This is a genomic window from Bradyrhizobium sp. CFUWI (genome assembly GCF_056429085.1).
Genome location: NZ_JBWJZE010000007.1, coordinates 248,194 through 262,190 on the forward strand (window position 1 = coordinate 248,194; position 13,997 = coordinate 262,190).

The 13,997-nt window shown below is 66.1% G+C and carries 11 protein-coding genes and 1 pseudogene; 4 read left to right on the forward strand and 8 right to left on the reverse strand.

Features of this window, described 5'->3' with window-relative positions; genetic code table 11:
• Positions 1–20: 20 nt before the first annotated feature.
• The 3 genes from AC066S_RS17815 to AC066S_RS17825 all read right to left on the reverse strand — a co-directional run bounded on the left by AC066S_RS17815 (position 21) and on the right by AC066S_RS17825 (position 3,151).
• Entirely contained in the window at positions 21–965 is a 945-nt protein-coding gene (locus tag AC066S_RS17815) for an ABC transporter substrate-binding protein (protein WP_478270241.1), read from the reverse strand.
• Positions 966–1,067: 102 nt separating this feature from the next.
• Positions 1,068–1,796: a histidine utilization repressor gene (hutC, locus tag AC066S_RS17820; RefSeq protein ID WP_135169677.1), complete on the reverse strand. Its 729-nt coding sequence runs from the start codon at positions 1,794–1,796 to the stop codon at positions 1,068–1,070.
• Positions 1,793–3,151, reverse strand: a complete 1,359-nt coding sequence (locus tag AC066S_RS17825) for a formimidoylglutamate deiminase (protein WP_478270242.1) — start codon at positions 3,149–3,151, stop codon at positions 1,793–1,795. Before AC066S_RS17825 ends, hutC begins: the two co-directional genes overlap by 4 nt.
• 88 nt (positions 3,152–3,239) lie before the next feature.
• Between AC066S_RS17825 and hutI the strand changes: the two genes are divergently transcribed.
• Genes hutI through hutU form a run of 3 tightly spaced genes read left to right on the forward strand, consistent with a single transcriptional unit; the run spans position 3,240 to position 7,689 of the window.
• The gene (gene hutI / locus AC066S_RS17830) at positions 3,240–4,454 is read left to right on the forward strand and encodes an imidazolonepropionase (protein WP_135169675.1); all 1,215 of its coding nucleotides are present in this window, start codon (positions 3,240–3,242) and stop codon (positions 4,452–4,454) included.
• Entirely contained in the window at positions 4,451–6,022 is a 1,572-nt protein-coding gene (gene hutH, locus AC066S_RS17835; protein ID WP_135169674.1) for a histidine ammonia-lyase, read from the forward strand. Before hutI ends, hutH begins: the two co-directional genes overlap by 4 nt.
• Positions 6,019–7,689, forward strand: a complete 1,671-nt coding sequence (gene hutU / locus AC066S_RS17840) for a urocanate hydratase (protein WP_135169673.1) — start codon at positions 6,019–6,021, stop codon at positions 7,687–7,689. Before hutH ends, hutU begins: the two co-directional genes overlap by 4 nt.
• Positions 7,690–7,696: 7 nt before the next feature.
• On the opposite strand, the gene AC066S_RS17845 is transcribed toward hutU, so the two are convergent.
• From AC066S_RS17845 to AC066S_RS17860, 4 genes and pseudogenes are all read right to left on the reverse strand, one after another.
• Positions 7,697–9,706, reverse strand: coding sequence for a putative bifunctional diguanylate cyclase/phosphodiesterase (locus AC066S_RS17845; RefSeq protein WP_126255552.1), 2,010 nt, complete (start codon positions 9,704–9,706; stop codon positions 7,697–7,699).
• 309 nt (positions 9,707–10,015) lie between these two features.
• Positions 10,016–10,289 (reverse strand): annotated as a pseudogene (locus AC066S_RS17850) (TonB-dependent receptor plug domain-containing protein).
• Positions 10,290–10,452: 163 nt separating this feature from the next.
• Positions 10,453–11,619: a hypothetical protein gene (locus AC066S_RS17855; protein WP_135169671.1), complete on the reverse strand. Its 1,167-nt coding sequence runs from the start codon at positions 11,617–11,619 to the stop codon at positions 10,453–10,455.
• Between the two features lie 319 nt (positions 11,620–11,938).
• Positions 11,939–12,211 (reverse strand): hypothetical protein, encoded by a 273-nt coding sequence (locus AC066S_RS17860; protein WP_135169670.1) that lies wholly within the window; start codon positions 12,209–12,211, stop codon positions 11,939–11,941.
• Positions 12,212–12,374: 163 nt separating this feature from the next.
• Between AC066S_RS17860 and AC066S_RS17865 the strand changes: the two genes are divergently transcribed.
• Complete coding sequence (locus AC066S_RS17865; RefSeq protein ID WP_135169669.1) at positions 12,375–13,184, forward strand: ABC transporter substrate-binding protein; 810 nt, start codon at positions 12,375–12,377, stop codon at positions 13,182–13,184.
• Here AC066S_RS17865 and AC066S_RS17870 read toward each other — a convergent pair.
• Positions 13,158–13,856, reverse strand: a complete 699-nt coding sequence (locus AC066S_RS17870) for an ABC transporter permease (protein ID WP_126255557.1) — start codon at positions 13,854–13,856, stop codon at positions 13,158–13,160. The two genes, AC066S_RS17865 and AC066S_RS17870, sit on opposite strands and share 27 nt — an antisense overlap.
• Positions 13,857–13,997 lie beyond the last annotated feature (141 nt).

The window sequence follows — 13,997 nt, forward strand, 5'->3', positions numbered from 1 at the left end:
CCGGCAGCTCCTGAAGTGACTTACTTGATGAAGCTGGCGTCGAAGAGGTCCTCGACCTTCGGCGCGGCCTTGATGATGCCGATCTCGAGCAGAAGCTCGGCGGCCTCCTTGTTGAAGGTCAGGAAGTCGCCCGCGAAGAACTTCTGGTTGGCGGCCTTGTCCTGCCAGCGCAGGTATTTCGCCGAATTGCCGAACTGCTCGGCGGTCTGCTTCACGTCGGCGCCCATGATCTCGTAGGACTTGGCCTGGTCCTTGGCGATCATCTCGAGCGCCTCGAAATAGCTGTCGGCGAGCGCCTTGGCGGCCTTGGGATTCTCCGTCAGGAACTTGGGCGTGCAGCCGAAGGTGTCCATGACCATCGGATAGTCCAGCGTGGTCGCGATGATCTTGCCCTTGTCGGGGGCGGCGCGCACCGTCGACAGATAGGGCTCATAGGTCATCGCGGCGTCGTTCTGGCCGGAGACGAAGGCCTGTGCGGCGGCGGCCGGCTCCAGGTTGACGACGGTGACGTCCTTCACCGTCAGGCCGTTTTTCTTGAGCATCCAGGCCAGCGCGAAATACGGCGAGGTGCCGGGCGCGGAGGCGGCGACGGTCTTGCCCTTCAGGTCCTTGATCGCGGCGACGTCGTTGCGCACGGCCATGCCGTCGGCACCATAGCTCTTGTCGAGCTGGAAGATCTGCTTGGTGGCGACGCCGTTGGCGTTCCAGGAGATCCAGGTCTCGACCGTCGTCGCCGCACATTGGATGTCGCCCGAAGCGATGGCGAGATGTCGGTCCTTCTGCGGAATCTTCTTGATGCTGACGTCGAGGCCGTTCTTCTTGAAGATGCCAGCCTCCTTCGCCAATGTCAGCGGCGCAAAGCCGGTCCATCCGGAGATGCCGACGCCGACCTTGACGTCGTCGGCGAGCACGGGAGTGGCGGCCGCGAGAGCAATGATTGTCGCAAATATCGTCGAATTACGCATGATTTTCGTCCTCTGCCGATCGATGGATTGACGTCCTGTTGATCTGTCGGTCCAGGTGGACCGCTGTTCGAAGCGTTGCACGATTTGTGCCGACATATCCTCTCAGCCTCCCTTGAATCGCGCGACAAGGCGGTGAGAGTCACCGGGATAAAGCAGGCGCACGGCGGTGATCGTGCGCGCGCTGCGCCAGGTGTAACGGTCGATCACCAGACAGGGCGCGCCGACGGCGATCGCGAGCGCGCCCGCCGTATGATCGTCGGCAATTATGGCGCTGATCGTGTGCTCGGCCTCCGTCCACGGGACGTGGTGAAGCAGCCACGAGCCGGGCGGCTCGCGCGAGAAGTCTGCGCTCGCGGCGTCAGGCACGGACGACAGGTCGATCAGCCTGTCCTCGACGGCGAACGGCACGTTGTCGGCACTGTGCCGGCAGGAAATCGCAACCACCTTGCCGGCCTTCTTCACGCCGAGACGATCACGGTCGGCAGCGGTCGCGGCGCGCTGCTTGCGGTGGATCAGCTCATAGCCGTAAGCGCGGCCCAGCGCGATGATCTCGGCGCGGATGTCGGCGATCTTGAGCACCGCCGACATGTGTTGCGGCCGGCGCACGAACGAGCCGGCACGCCGCCGCCGCTCGATCAAGTCTGCCTGCGCGAGCTCCGACAGCGCCTTGTTCACCGTCATGCGCGAGCAGCCGTAACGCGCCACCAGCTCATGCTCGAACGGAATGCGATGGCCGGGCGGCCATTCGCCGGTCAGGATGCGCTTTTCGATGTCGGCGCGAATCCGCTTGTAGAGCGTCGGCTTGTCGGCGGCATCGGTGACGAGGCTCATGCAACAAGCCTCCCAACGGCCGCGTTGAAACGCTCGCGCGCCGCTTGGCGCAGCCTGTGCCGGCCGGCCTCGACAACCTTCTCGCCGCCGGACCAGACGCAGTCGATCGCGCCGCTGCCTGCAGCAAAGATCCAGCCGTCGATCGCGGCATCGCCCCGGCGTCCCGCCAGCGAGGGATGTGCGGCGTCGAGCGTGACGATGTCGGCGCGCGCGCCGGGCGCGAGGCCGACCGTCGTCTGCGCCAGCGCCTGTGCGCCGCCCGCGAGCGCATGGTCGAACAATGCGCGTCCGGTCGAGCGGCCGGCACCGGCGGAGAGCATGTTGCGCTCGCGGTGCTTGAGCCGCTGGCCGTATTCGAGCTGGCGCAATTCGTCGGCGACGCCGACCAGCACGTTGGAATCGGTGCCGATACCGAACGCGCCGCCGGCGTCGAGGAATTCGCGGGCCGGAAAGATGCCGTCGCCAAGGCTCGCTTCGGTGATGGGGCAGAGCCCGGCGACTGCGCCCGTCCTGGCAAATGCGCTGACCTCAGCGTCCGTCATATGAGTCGCATGAATGAGGCACCAGCGCTGATCAACGGGCGCGTGCTCCAATAGCCACTGCACCGGGCGGCGGCCCGACCAGGCCAGGCAATCCTCGACTTCCTTCACCTGTTCGGCCGCGTGAATGTGCACCGGTCCGCCGTTCGCGAGCGGAACGATGGCCGCGAGCTCATCCGGCGTGACCGCGCGCAGGCTGTGCGGAGCGATGCCGATATTGGCGCCCGGCAATGCATTGATCGCCTTGCGGCAGGCGGCCATCAGCTCGGCGAACTGATCGACCGAGCAGACGAAGCGGCGCTGGCCGGCATGCGGCGCGGTGCCGCCGAAGGAGCCGTGCGCATAGAAACTCGGCAGCAGCGTCAGCGCAATGCTCGATGCCTCGGCAGCCTCCGCAATCCGCGCGGCCATCTCGGCGATATCGGCATAGGGAGAACCGTCGCGGTCGTGGTGCAGATAGTGGAATTCGCCGACGCGGGTAAAACCCTGCTCCAGCATCTCGACATAAAGCAGCGTCGCAACGGCGGCGACGTCGTCCGGCGTCATTGCGAGGGCGAAGCGGTACATCGTCTCGCGCCAGGTCCAGAATGTATCGGTGCTGTCGCCGCGCAGCTCGGCAAGGCCCGCCATGCCGCGCTGGAAGGCGTGGCTGTGCAGGCTCGCCAATCCCGGTAGCGCAATGGCGTGGCGCTCGTCGCCGGCGGCAGGCTGCACGCCCGCGGTCACCGCCGCGATCGCGCCGGCGGTCATCACCACCTGCACGTCATTGGCCCAGCCCGAGGGCAGGAGCGCGGAGGCGAAATGCAGTCGGGTCATGATTGATTACACGCCGGCTGGACAGAACCGCCTTACGATTATATGTCTAGACATATAAGTCAAGCATCCCACCCCAGGGGAAAGTGGCATGGCAGAGCGCTTCGACCGGATCTGGCACAATGCCCGGCTCGCCACGATGCGGGCCGACCGTCCCGATCTCGGCGAGATCGCGCCTGGTGTCATCGCCGCGCGCGGCGGCCGTATCAACTATGCCGGTGCGGCGACGGACTTTCCCGCGGATGCGGACGCGATCGAGCGGATCGATTGCGAGGGGCGCTGGATCACGCCCGGCCTCGTCGATTGCCACACCCATCTCGTCTATGGCGGCAACCGCGCGCACGAGTTCGAGCTGCGCCTGAAAGGTGCGAGCTACGAGGAGATCGCGCGCGCCGGCGGCGGCATCGTCTCCACGGTGGCGGCGACGCGCAAGGCGAGCGAGGCCGCGCTGGTCGCGAGCGCGCTGCCGCGGCTCGACGCGCTGATCGACGAGGGTGCAACCACCGTCGAGATCAAATCCGGCTATGGCCTCGACACCGAGACGGAGATGCGGCAACTGGCGGCCGCGCGCAGCCTCGGTCGCCAGCGGCGGGTCGCGATCCGCACCTCCTTTCTCGGCGCGCATGCATTGCCGGTCGAGGCGGACGGTGACAAGGATCGCTACATCGATCTCGTCTGCAAACAGATGCTTCCTGCCGTTGCGAAGGCTGGCCTCGCCGATGCTGTCGACGCCTTCATGGAAGGCATCGCGTTCTCGGCCGCGCAGACGGCGCTTGTGTTCGAGACCGCGAGAGCGCTTGGGCTGCCGGTCAAGCTCCACGCCGACCAGCTGTCGAACCTCGGCGGCGCGGCGCTTGCGGCAAAATTCTCGGCGCTGTCGGCGGATCATTTGGAGCATACCGACGAAGCCGGCGCCGCCGCGATGGCGAAGGCCGGTACAGTGGCGGTGCTGCTGCCCGGCGCGTTCTACTTCATTCGCGAGACGCGGAAGCCACCGGTCGAGGCCTTTCGCAGGCATGGCGTTCCCATGGCGCTCGCGACCGATTGCAATCCCGGCAGCTCGCCGCTGACCTCGCTGCTGCTCACCATGAACATGGGCGCGACCTTGTTCCGGATGAATGTGGCCGAGTGCCTTGTCGGAATCACCCGCGAAGGCGCGCGGGCGCTCGGCGTGCTCGATGAGACCGGCACGCTGGAAGCGGGCAAATGGTGCGATCTCGCGATTTGGGACGTCGAGCGGCCGGCCGAGCTCGTCTACCGAATCGGCTTCAATCCGCTGCATCGCCGGGTGTGGAGGGGCCAGTGACGGAGCAGGGCGCAGCGATCGTCGTCACGCCGGGAACGGTCAGCCTCGACGAGCTCGCGCGCGTGCTTGCGGGCGCTCCTGTCGTGCTCGATCCGTCGTTTTGGCCGCGCGTGGAGGCGGCTGCGAAGATAGTCGCAAAGGCCGCGCAAGCCGCTACGCCCGTCTATGGCATCAATACCGGCTTCGGCAAGCTCGCCTCGAAGCGCATTCCGCCCGACCAGACCGCGCTGCTCCAGCGCAACCTGATCGTGTCGCATTGCTGCGGCGTCGGCCAGCCCACATCCGAGCCGATCGTTCGCCTGATGATGGCACTGAAGATCGTCTCGCTCGGCCGCGGCGCCTCCGGCGTGCGGTGCGCGGTGATCGAGCAGCTGCAGGCCATGATGGCGCGGGGCGTCACTCCGCTGGTGCCGCAGCAGGGCTCGGTCGGTGCCTCCGGCGATCTCGCCCCGCTCGCGCATATGACGGCGGTGATGATCGGCGAGGGACAGGCGATCGTTGACGGACAAGTCGTACCGGGCGGCGAAGCGCTGGCATCCGCCGGTCTCGTGCCGCTGACGCTGGGCCCCAAGGAGGGCCTCGCGCTGATCAATGGCACGCAATTCTCGACCGCCTATGCCATCTCCGGCGTCCTGCGCGCCTTCGGCCTGGCGCGCGCCGCGCTCGTCACCGGCGCATTGTCGGTCGATGCGGCGATGGCGTCGACGGCGCCGTTCCGTCCTGAAATCCAGGCGCTGCGCGGCCATGCCGGGCAGATCGCGGCCGCCGCGACGCTGACTGCGCTGCTCGAGGGCAGCGACATCCGCCTGTCGCATCTCGAAGGTGACGAGCGCGTGCAGGATCCCTATTGCCTGCGTTGCCAGCCGCAGGTCGCAGGCGCCGCGCTCGATCTGATCGCGCAGGCCGCGCGCACGCTGATCGTCGAGGCCAATGCCGTCACCGACAATCCGCTGGTGCTGGTCGAGACTGGCGAGATCGTCTCCGGCGGCAATTTTCACGCCGAGCCGGTGGCGTTCGCCGCCGATGCCATCGCACTGGCGCTGTCGGAGATCGGCGCCATCAGCGAGCGGCGCATTGCGACGCTGGTCGATCCCACGCTCAATTTCGGCCTGCCGCCGTTCCTCACTCCCGATCCCGGCATCAATTCCGGCTTCATGATCGCCGAGGTGACGGCCGCCGCACTCTATGCCGAGAACAAGCAGCGCGCAGCTGCCTGCTCGATCGATTCGACGCCGACCAGCGCCAACCAGGAAGATCACGTCTCGATGGCGGCGCACGCCGCGCGGCGGCTGTCGGACATGGCCGACAATCTCGCCGCCATCCTCGGTATCGAACTCTTGGTCGCCGCCCAGGGCATCACGCTGCGCGCGCCGCATGCGACCAGCGGGCCGCTGGCTGCGGTCATCGCCGCGCTGCGCGAGCAGGTGCCCGCACTGGATGCCGATCGCTACATGGCCGGCGATCTCGCCAAGGCCGCTGCGCTGGTCGAGGCCGACGCTCTGCCAGCTACCGCGCTCACAGCGCTTCCATCCGATCCGTTTCCGAGACTTGATGAGAGGTCCGCATGAACCGCCGACTGGACAACGACCGCACCATCCGCGCGCCCCGCGGCAGCGAGATCAGCACCAGGAGCTGGCTGACGGAAGCTCCCTTGCGCATGCTGATGAACAATCTCGATCCTGACGTCGCGGAACGTCCGAGCGAGCTCGTCGTCTATGGCGGCATCGGCCGCGCCGCGCGCGACTGGGAGAGTTTTGACCGAATCGTTGCGGCCTTGCGCAAGCTCGAAGCCGACCAGACGCTGCTGGTGCAGTCCGGCAAGCCGGTCGGCGTATTTCGCACCCACACCGACGCGCCGCGCGTGCTGATCGCGAACTCCAACATCGTGCCGCACTGGGCGACGCTCGACCATTTCAACGAGCTCGATCGGAAGGGCCTGATGATGTACGGCCAGATGACCGCGGGCTCGTGGATCTATATCGGCAGCCAGGGCATCGTGCAGGGCACCTACGAGACCTTCGTCGAGGTCGGGCGGCGCCATTATGGCGGCAGCCTCGCGGGCAAATGGATTCTCACCGCCGGCCTGGGCGGCATGGGCGGCGCGCAGCCGCTGGCCGCGACCATGGCCGGCGCCTCAATGCTCGCAGTCGAATGTCAGCCGAGCCGCATCGAGATGCGCCTGCGCACCGGTTATCTCGACCGTCAGGCCGCAACCCTCGATGAAGCGCTCGCGATCATGGCGGACTCTGCAAAGACGAAGAAGGCAATCTCGGTCGGCCTGCTCGGCAATGCCGCGGAGATTTTCCCGGAGCTGGTTCGCCGTGGCGTCAAGCCTGACATCGTCACCGACCAGACCAGCGCGCATGATCCGATCAACGGGTACTTGCCGAAGGGCTGGACGCTCGCCGAATGGGAAGCCAAGCGCGCGTCCGATCCCAAGGCGGTCGAGCGTGCCTCCAAGACCTCGATGGTCGAGCACGTCCAGGCCATGCTGGATTTCCATGCGCAGGGCATTCCGACGCTCGACTACGGCAACAACATCCGCCAGATGGCCCAGGACATGGGGCTGAAGAACGCCTTCGATTTCCCCGGCTTCGTGCCCGCCTATATCCGCCCTCTGTTCTGCCGCGGCGTCGGGCCATTCCGCTGGGCTGCGTTGTCGGGCGATCCCGAGGACATCTTCAAGACCGATGCCAAGGTCAAGGAGCTGATGCCGGGCGACAGGCATCTGCATAATTGGCTCGACATGGCCAAGGCGCGCATCAAATTCCAGGGCCTGCCGGCCCGGATCTGCTGGGTTGGGCTCGGCGATCGTCATCGCCTCGGCCTCGCCTTCAACGAGATGGTGGCGCGCGGCGAGTTGAAAGCGCCGATCGTGATCGGCCGCGATCATCTCGACAGCGGTTCGGTCGCGAGCCCCAACCGCGAGACCGAGGCGATGAAGGACGGTTCGGATGCGGTGTCGGACTGGCCGCTGCTCAACGCGCTGCTCAATTGCGCCAGCGGTGCGACCTGGGTTTCGCTGCATCACGGCGGCGGCGTCGGCATCGGCTATTCGCAGCACGCCGGCATGGTGATCGTCGCCGACGGCACGCCCGAGGCTGCGAAGCGCATCGAACGCGTGCTCTGGAACGATCCCGCCAGCGGGGTCATGCGCCACGCCGATGCCGGTTACGACATCGCGATCGACTGCGCCCGCGACAAAGGCCTCGATCTGCCGAGCCTTTCGACATAGTGGCGCCTCAGGCCACGACCCTGGCTCCGCGGCCGTCGAGGCGCTGGCGTTCATTCGCCAGATAGTCGGCGATCCCATCGGCAGGCATGGGTTTTGCGAAATAGTAGCCCTGGATGAAATCGCACCCGAGCCGGCGCAGGCTGTCGAGCTGGGCGCGGGTCTCGACGCCCTCGACGACGCAGGCGATCTCCATGTCGTCGCAGAGGCCCGCAAGCGATTTGACAATCTTGTGGCTCACCGGATTCTCGTTGATCTCGGCGACGAAGCTGCGGTCGACCTTGATCTTGTCGAGCGGCAACCGGTGCACGTGGCTCAGTGACGAATAGCCGGTGCCGAAATCGTCCAGCGAAATGCCGCAACCCATCGCCTTCAGCGTGGCGATCGACTGCTGCGCGCGGACGAAATCGAAGGTGACGGCAGTCTCGGTGATCTCGAAGTCAATCCGGCGGGGCGACAGACCGCTTTTCTCGATGATCGAGATCAGCGGCAATATGCCCTCGGCGGCACAGATGTCGTGAGCGGACAGGTTGAACGACAGGCGGAGGTCGTCGGGCCAGGTTTTGGCCGCGGCGAGGGCGCGCGCCAGCAGCGCCTGCGTCAAAGGACGGATCAGGCCGATGCGCTCGGCGGCGGGAATGAAGTCGGCCGGAGAGACCCAGCCCAGACGGGGGCTGTGCCAGCGCGCAAGCGTCTCGAAACCCGCGGTGTGCTCGCTCATGGCATCGACGATTGGCTGGAAAACCAGCTCCATCTCGGTGCCGAAATCGGAGGTGCGCAACAGGTTCTCGATGACGCCGCGGCTGCGGATCTCGGCCTCGAGCTTGCTGGAGAAGAGCACGGTGCCGCCGCGCATATGGCGCTTGGCGTGGTAGAGCGCGTAGTCGGCACATTCATAGAGCGCCTCCGACGTCGTCGCAGAGTCCGGGAACGATGCGAAACCGATCGAGCAGGACAAGCCGGTATGGGCGGTGTCGAGCTGGTACGGCAGCTTGACCTCACTACCGATGCGTTCGCCGAGCCGCGTCAGGTCCGCGTCCTCGGGGTCGCCGCAGACGACGAGGCCGAACTCGTCGCCGCCGAGCCGGGCGAATTCCACGCGCTGCGGGCCAAAGCCCTCGCAGACCTCGCGGATGCGCCGGCCCGCCTCGATCAGGACGCGGTCGCCGACCGAGTGGCCGTAATTGTCGTTGATCGGCTTGAAGCCGTCGAGGTCGATGATCCCGACCGCGACGCGAACGTGCCTGCGCTCGGCGTCGGCAAAGGCGCTCGACAGCTCGGCGAAGAAGCGGCGGCGGTTCGGCAGCTCGGTGAGGGAATCGAGATTGGCGAGGCGGAAGTTCTCGTCCGAGAGCGCCTGCGTCGCCGCCTGTTGCGCGAGCAGCGACTTGCGGCTGGCGACGAGATCGGCGAAATCGCGGTAATAGATGAACAGCACCGTCACCATCGCGCCGGAAACCAGGAGGTTGTTGACGGCGATCGCCTTCAGCGTCGGCTCGCCCGTGGCGAAGAAGAACAGCACATAAGGCACGTCAACGATCAGCGTCACGATCAGCGCCGCCGAGCGCAGATGCATCAGCGAAAAGATGCAGCCGATCACCGTGACCGCCATGTAGAAGGCGACCTGGCTCTTGGCGAAGGGATCGCCGTAGGGATAGAGCGCGAAGGACCAGGCGGTGAATCCGGCGCCGACCGGCAGGGTCAGCCAATTGGTGGCGCGCAGATTGCGCAGGATGTCGGCGTCGCTGCGCATCAGGTGACGCTGGCGCAGCCACCAATAGGTCCGCAAGCCTGCGAGCACGGTCAGCACGCCAGGCACGATGATCGTCAGCCAGTCCGGCGCCACGTTGACATAGGTGTAGGCCACCGCGATCGTGTTGCTTATGAGGATGAAGTAGAGCAGCGGGATCTGCTTGGAGAAGGCGCCGAACTGCGCGCGCATCAGATCCGGATTGTCGGCCGGAACGCGAAACAGCCGGATTGCGGCGGCGAGAAGAGACTTCAAATCTGCAACAGGCATTGAAAATACGAGCCCCGGCTACCCTGAAAACGTCGGCGATGTTGCATGACGGGGGTAAAGGGCGCGTTAGATCGATGCGCAGCGACGGGCCGGATCAGGCCGGACGCTACAATATCTCTTCCGTTCGCGGGCGCCGGTGAGGCCGCGTTAACGATAAGGGGCCGCAAAAGCAGACGCATCGGCGGCAAAGTCCGGCAAAGCCGCGGCTACGTTCTGCTAACCATGCGTGTCGGCGCAACGGCATACTCCCCATCGGGGAGAGTGATCTGAGCTCTCGTTACGTATCGATTCACCAAGACGCGTTTCGCCTTAGCGCCCGATCGTCACGCCAGCGGTCGAGCCCTCTCAGGCTGGTCGCATTCATGTCGTCGAGCACCTGTCGCGTCAGCACGGTGGTCTGGCCTGGCGTGTCGAGGATCGCCTCGCCGCGCGAGGACGAGAGCCGATCGGCCTTGTAGGGCGCGGATGGATCGGCGGCGGGAACGGTCGCAGGCGGGTGACGGGATCGTTTGCCCGCGGCAAAGGCCGGCTGCAAGACGCAGAAGGCGGCGATCACGACCAGAAGCAACGAGCTTGCGCGCACAGGCGATCTCCGCTGTCGGAATATCAGCCTAAAGCGCGATGCGATTAGGATGAATCGTCATCGCGCTTTAGGTTGTTGTTTAAGCATGATCTTTTCGGAAAACCGCTGCGCACTTTTCCGGATCATGCTTTAGCACGTCGCGGCGTTCGTTGGAGGAGAAGGATCAGGCCAGAGCGGCCTGGCGCTCCCGCGCCGGTTCGCGGACTCGCTCGAGTTTCGCAGGCTCGGCGAGCCGCGTGAAACTGCGCTGGCTCGCCTGAGCGGGAGCCTCGACGATGACGCCCTCGCAGACGATCTGTCCGCCGAGCATCTTGAATTCCAGCTTGTCATAGCGCGGCATCGTCTCGCCGGGGGCGGGCGGCAGCAGCCCGACGCTTCCCTGGATGTTCAGCGTGGCTTCGCCGGTGCCGTGAAGCCGCGGATTCCACATCCTGATCCCGCTTTCCGCCCAGCGCTGCCGGATCAGCGCGGTGCGATCGGCAGGTTCGGCGGCTCTCGCGCGAACTTTCGGCGCGCTCCGCCTTTCCGGAGCAGGCAAGACGAGCGCCGGAGCGATCTCGGTGGCGACGCTGGCCGTATCGGCGGGGCCATGCTCTGCGACCACCGCCGCGACGGGCGCAACGCCATCCGCAACTGCCGGCTCGATGGCCCCCGCATCGTCCGGCGAGGGACCGCTGTCGAAATCAGTCTCGGAGGCAGGCTGTGCCAGAACTTCGGCATCGGCAGACGTGACGCACGGCGCGTCTACCGCCGGCTCAACGTTCACGATGACATCAGAGGCGCGAGCGTCATCTACAACAAGGGCAGGGGCACCAAGCGGATCACGCTCGGCGTCGACGGGCGACGGCGTCTCCGCCGTGACGACGGCCTCGGCCGCGACCGGGAGTGGATCGTTGCTGATGGCTGGCTCGGGAGCATCTTCCGTTGCGGTTTCGATCGCGGCGGCCGAAGCCTCCTCTTCGACGACCGGCCCGATATCGGACGGCGTCTCGCGGGAGGAATCGTCGCCGGCGCCGGCCTCGGTTGGCGCTGCCGGCGGGCTCTCCGCGATGACGGAGATCGCGGCATCATCCTGGGCGGAGGGAGCCGCGGCCTCGCTCTCGGCCTCGCCGAGCCCCGAAGCCGTGCTGATTTCGGCGCCTTGAGTCGAAGCGGCTTCCGCGACCTCTTGAGCCGCGACGTCTTGGGCCGCGACGGCTTGGGCCGTGACGTTTTGGACGATGACGGGCGAGACGCCTGCTGCGGCCGGTGTGGCGTCAATGCTGCCGCCGTGCTGCACGGGCCGAAGCCGGGTGAACGCCCATTTCACCGCAGGGATACGGCGCAGCAACGATATCAGTCTCGAAAGCACTAGGCGTTGTCCAAGAGATACTCGGCGTGAGGCAATCGCTGATTCGCCAGCAATATGAAAAACTGCCCCGGCCGTCACACCTCTGTCAATCTAGGTGAGATCAATTGCAGAACATCAGACACGTTCATCGGGTGCGGGTGGGCGACCCGATGAAGTGTCGGCCATCACCGAGAGACCGTGAGCGCCGTGAAGCCCGAGCGTGATCGGGCCGCCGCCAACGTGACGCGACCACAATAGAGCCGCGCCGAGTTGAGCACGCTCCTTCGAAAGCGAAGGAGAGCGAAGCGGGATTTTTCGACTATTTGCCGGTGCCCGCGCTGCCGCCGGCCTGGCTGCCCATGTTGTTGGTGTTGGCGCCGCCGGCCGATGGTTGCTGCGCACCCTTGCCGTCGCTGGCTTCGTTCTGCATGTTCGACGAACGTCCGGTCGTCATGCCCTTGGTGGCGGGGCCGCGCGACGAGGGGCCGACGTCGGCTTGGCCGGAGGCGCCCGGGGCGGGTTGTGTCTGGGCGAGGGCGCTGCCGGTCGCCAGCGCCATGATGCATGCCGATGCCAAGATGAGCTTCTTCATTGCATTCTCCTTGACTTCACATTCCCAGACAATCCGCCTGCGCCCGCGACGTTCCTGCCGAATTGTGGCCATCGCTTCAACCTTGAGGGGTTGAACGTTGGGGGTTCCCGTCAACGTCCCAAGCGGCTATTGAGGGACCGTCATCGCATATCGGAAACGACGCATGAGGAAGATTGCCACCCTTGGAGCGGTTTTGCTCTGGTCCACGATCGCGTTCGCGCAGGATCGCACCATCACGGTCGCTTCGACCACCTCGACGGAACAATCAGGCCTGTTCGGCCATCTGCTGCCGCTGTTCGAGAAGGCCGAAGGCATCAGGGTGAAGGTCGTCGCCGTCGGCACCGGCCAGGCGCTGGATATCGGCCGGCGTGGCGATGCCGACGTCGTGTTCGTCCATGACAGGCCCGCCGAAGACAAGTTCATGTCGGAAGGGCAGGGCGTGAAGCGCTTCGACGTCATGTACAACGACTTCATCGTGGTCGGGCCCAGAAGCGATCCGGCGCGGATATCAGGCAGCAAGGATGTGGTCGAGGCGCTGCGCAAGATCGCGACCGCGAAGGCGCCGTTCATCTCGCGCGGCGACAAATCCGGCACGCATGCGGCCGAGCTGAGGCTGTGGAAAGAGGCAGGCGTCGACCTCGGTGCCGGCAAGGACAGCTGGTACCGGGAGATCGGCCAGGGCATGGGCCCGGCACTGAACATGGCCTCGTCCTCGAATGCCTATCTGCTGTCGGACCGCGGCACCTGGCTTTCGTTCAAGAACCGCGGCGAGCTCGCCATCCTGACCGAGGGCGACAAGCGGCTCTTCAACCAGTACGGCGTCATGCTGGTGAATCCCGAGAAGCACCCGAACGTGAAGGCGAAGGATGGACAGGCCTTCATCGACTGGCTCGTCTCGTCGAAGGGGCAGGAAGCGATCGCCGGCTACAAGGTCGGCGGCGAGCCGCTATTTTTCCCCAACGCGTCCCACTAGCAGGAATGCGACGGTCGACACCGCCACGCTCAGCGCGAGCAGGATCAGTCCGAGTCCGAGCGCCAGTGGCAGGTCGCCCTTGCTGGTCTCCAGCGCGATCGCGGTCGTCATCGTGCGCGTGAAGCCGCGGATGTTGCCGCCGACGATGATGATGGCACCGACCTCGGCGATGGCGCGCCCGAACGCCGCGAGAAAGGCCGTCAGCAACGAGGTCCGGCCGAGCGCGAACAGGAGCGCCATGCTGCGCAGGGCCGACAATCCATCGATCCGCGCCAGGTCGCCATACTCCGCCCACAGCAGGCTCGCGGGCCGGTGCACCAGGGCGACCACGATCGGAGCGGCCAGCAGCGTCTGCGCAATCACCATCGCGGCCGGTGTGAACAGCAAGCCAGCCGCCCCGAGCGGGCCGGACCGCGACAGCAGGAGATAGAGCGCGAGCCCGACCACGACCGGCGGAAGGCCGAGCAGCGCATTGGTCAGCACGATGATCACCTGCCGCCCGCGGAAACGGGTGATCGCAAGCAGGGCTCCCAACGGTGCGCCGATCAGGAGCGCGACGATGCTGGCGGTCAGGCTGACCCGCACCGACAATGCGACGATGCCGAGCAACTCGGCGTCAGCCTCGGCGATCAGGGTGAGGGCGGAGCCGATAGATCGTGCAAAGTCGTTCATCCGGCCTCAGGCAACTCCGTTCCGCGGGGCTCCCGCTACGTGCGTTCTCGCCGTTGCGGCTGCCATAATCAAGACCCGGACCGGGGCTGCCGCGGGAGGGCATGGAGGCCGCAAACCGGCCTCCGGGCGCCCGAGGCCGGT

Bases quoted from the DNA above. Each gene is read 5' to 3' on its own strand.
- AC066S_RS17815 (WP_478270241.1), bottom strand. From the start codon at position 965: ATGCGTAATTCGACGATATTTGCGACAATCATTGCTCTCGCGGCCGCC.
- hutC (WP_135169677.1), bottom strand. From the start codon at position 1,796: ATGAGCCTCGTCACCGATGCCGCCGACAAGCCGACGCTCTACAAGCGG.
- AC066S_RS17825 (WP_478270242.1), bottom strand. From the start codon at position 3,151: ATGACCCGACTGCATTTCGCCTCCGCGCTCCTGCCCTCGGGCTGGGCC.
- hutI (WP_135169675.1), top strand. From the start codon at position 3,240: ATGGCAGAGCGCTTCGACCGGATCTGGCACAATGCCCGGCTCGCCACG.
- hutU (WP_135169673.1), top strand. From the start codon at position 6,019: ATGAACCGCCGACTGGACAACGACCGCACCATCCGCGCGCCCCGCGGC.
- AC066S_RS17845 (WP_126255552.1), bottom strand. From the start codon at position 9,706: ATGCCTGTTGCAGATTTGAAGTCTCTTCTCGCCGCCGCAATCCGGCTG.
- AC066S_RS17860 (WP_135169670.1), bottom strand. From the start codon at position 12,211: ATGAAGAAGCTCATCTTGGCATCGGCATGCATCATGGCGCTGGCGACC.
- AC066S_RS17865 (WP_135169669.1), top strand. From the start codon at position 12,375: ATGAGGAAGATTGCCACCCTTGGAGCGGTTTTGCTCTGGTCCACGATC.
- AC066S_RS17870 (WP_126255557.1), bottom strand. From the start codon at position 13,856: ATGAACGACTTTGCACGATCTATCGGCTCCGCCCTCACCCTGATCGCC.